This is a genomic window from Extibacter muris, assembly GCF_004345005.1.
Taxonomy (GTDB): domain Bacteria; phylum Bacillota; class Clostridia; order Lachnospirales; family Lachnospiraceae; genus Extibacter; species Extibacter muris.
This window is the reverse complement of record NZ_SMMX01000059.1, coordinates 1-831: the sequence shown is the minus strand read 5'-3', so window position 1 is coordinate 831 and position 831 is coordinate 1. Positions and strand designations below refer to the sequence as shown.

Annotated in this window: 1 protein-coding gene; it reads right to left on the bottom strand. The window is 51.5% G+C overall.

Features of this window, described 5'->3' with window-relative positions:
* Positions 1–120: 120 nt before the first annotated feature.
* On the bottom strand, positions 121–831 hold a 711-nt coding region (locus E1963_RS23600), incomplete at its 5' end, for a hypothetical protein (RefSeq protein ID WP_201272086.1).

The following is an 831-nucleotide window of genomic DNA, read 5'->3' as shown; positions in this document are numbered from 1 at the left end:
CTCCCCTCCTCTTCCCCTCTCCCTCCCCCCGCTCCCCCTCTCCTCTTTTTCTCCCCCCTTCCTTTTTTTTCCTTTCCCTTTCCTCCTCTTCCTCTCCCTCCTCTTTTTGGTGACCGTTTGTTAATCTCCTCCTCTTCTCCTTCTCTCCCTCCTCCCTTTTCCTTCCTCCTTTCCTCCTCCCTTTTTTCCTTCCCTCTCTCCTTTCTCCCCTTCCCTCCTCCTTTCTTCCTTCTTCTTCCGCTCTTTCCTTTTCCTTCCCTTCCTCGGCGGACACCCCGAACGTGTCTCTGACTTCTGCCCCGACGGCCCCCCTCCTCTCCCTTCTTCCTCTCCTCTCCTCCCCTCTTCCTCCCTCTTTCTCTTCTCCACCATTTGAGAAAGCGCCTCCCTCTCCTCCTTCTTTTTTCTCTTTTGCAGCTGCTTCTCTTTTTTTTCTTTCCTTTCCCCTTTCCCCTCCCCTTCTCCCCCCTCCTCCTTTCTCCCCCCCTCTTTCCCTTTCCTTTTTCTTCTCTTCCCTTCTCTTTCCCCTCTCCCTCTCCCCTTTTTTCCCTTTCTTTCCCCTCTTCTTTCTTCTCTTCTTCTTCCCTTTATCGGGCCTCCTCTTCCCTTTTTTCCTTTTCCCTCCTCTTTCTCCCTGTCTCCCTTTCCTTTGACCGTCTTTTCCGTCTTGTGTATTTGTGAGAGTTTGTCCTTGTTTTGGTCCTTCCTCCTCTCCTCCCCCTTTTCTCCTCTTCTTTTCCCTCTTCCCTTTTCTGCCTCCGCCATGGCAGTGAATAATCCCTCTTCCTCTTTCCTTCTCCTCCTTCTTTCTCTTTCCCCTTTTTTCTCTTT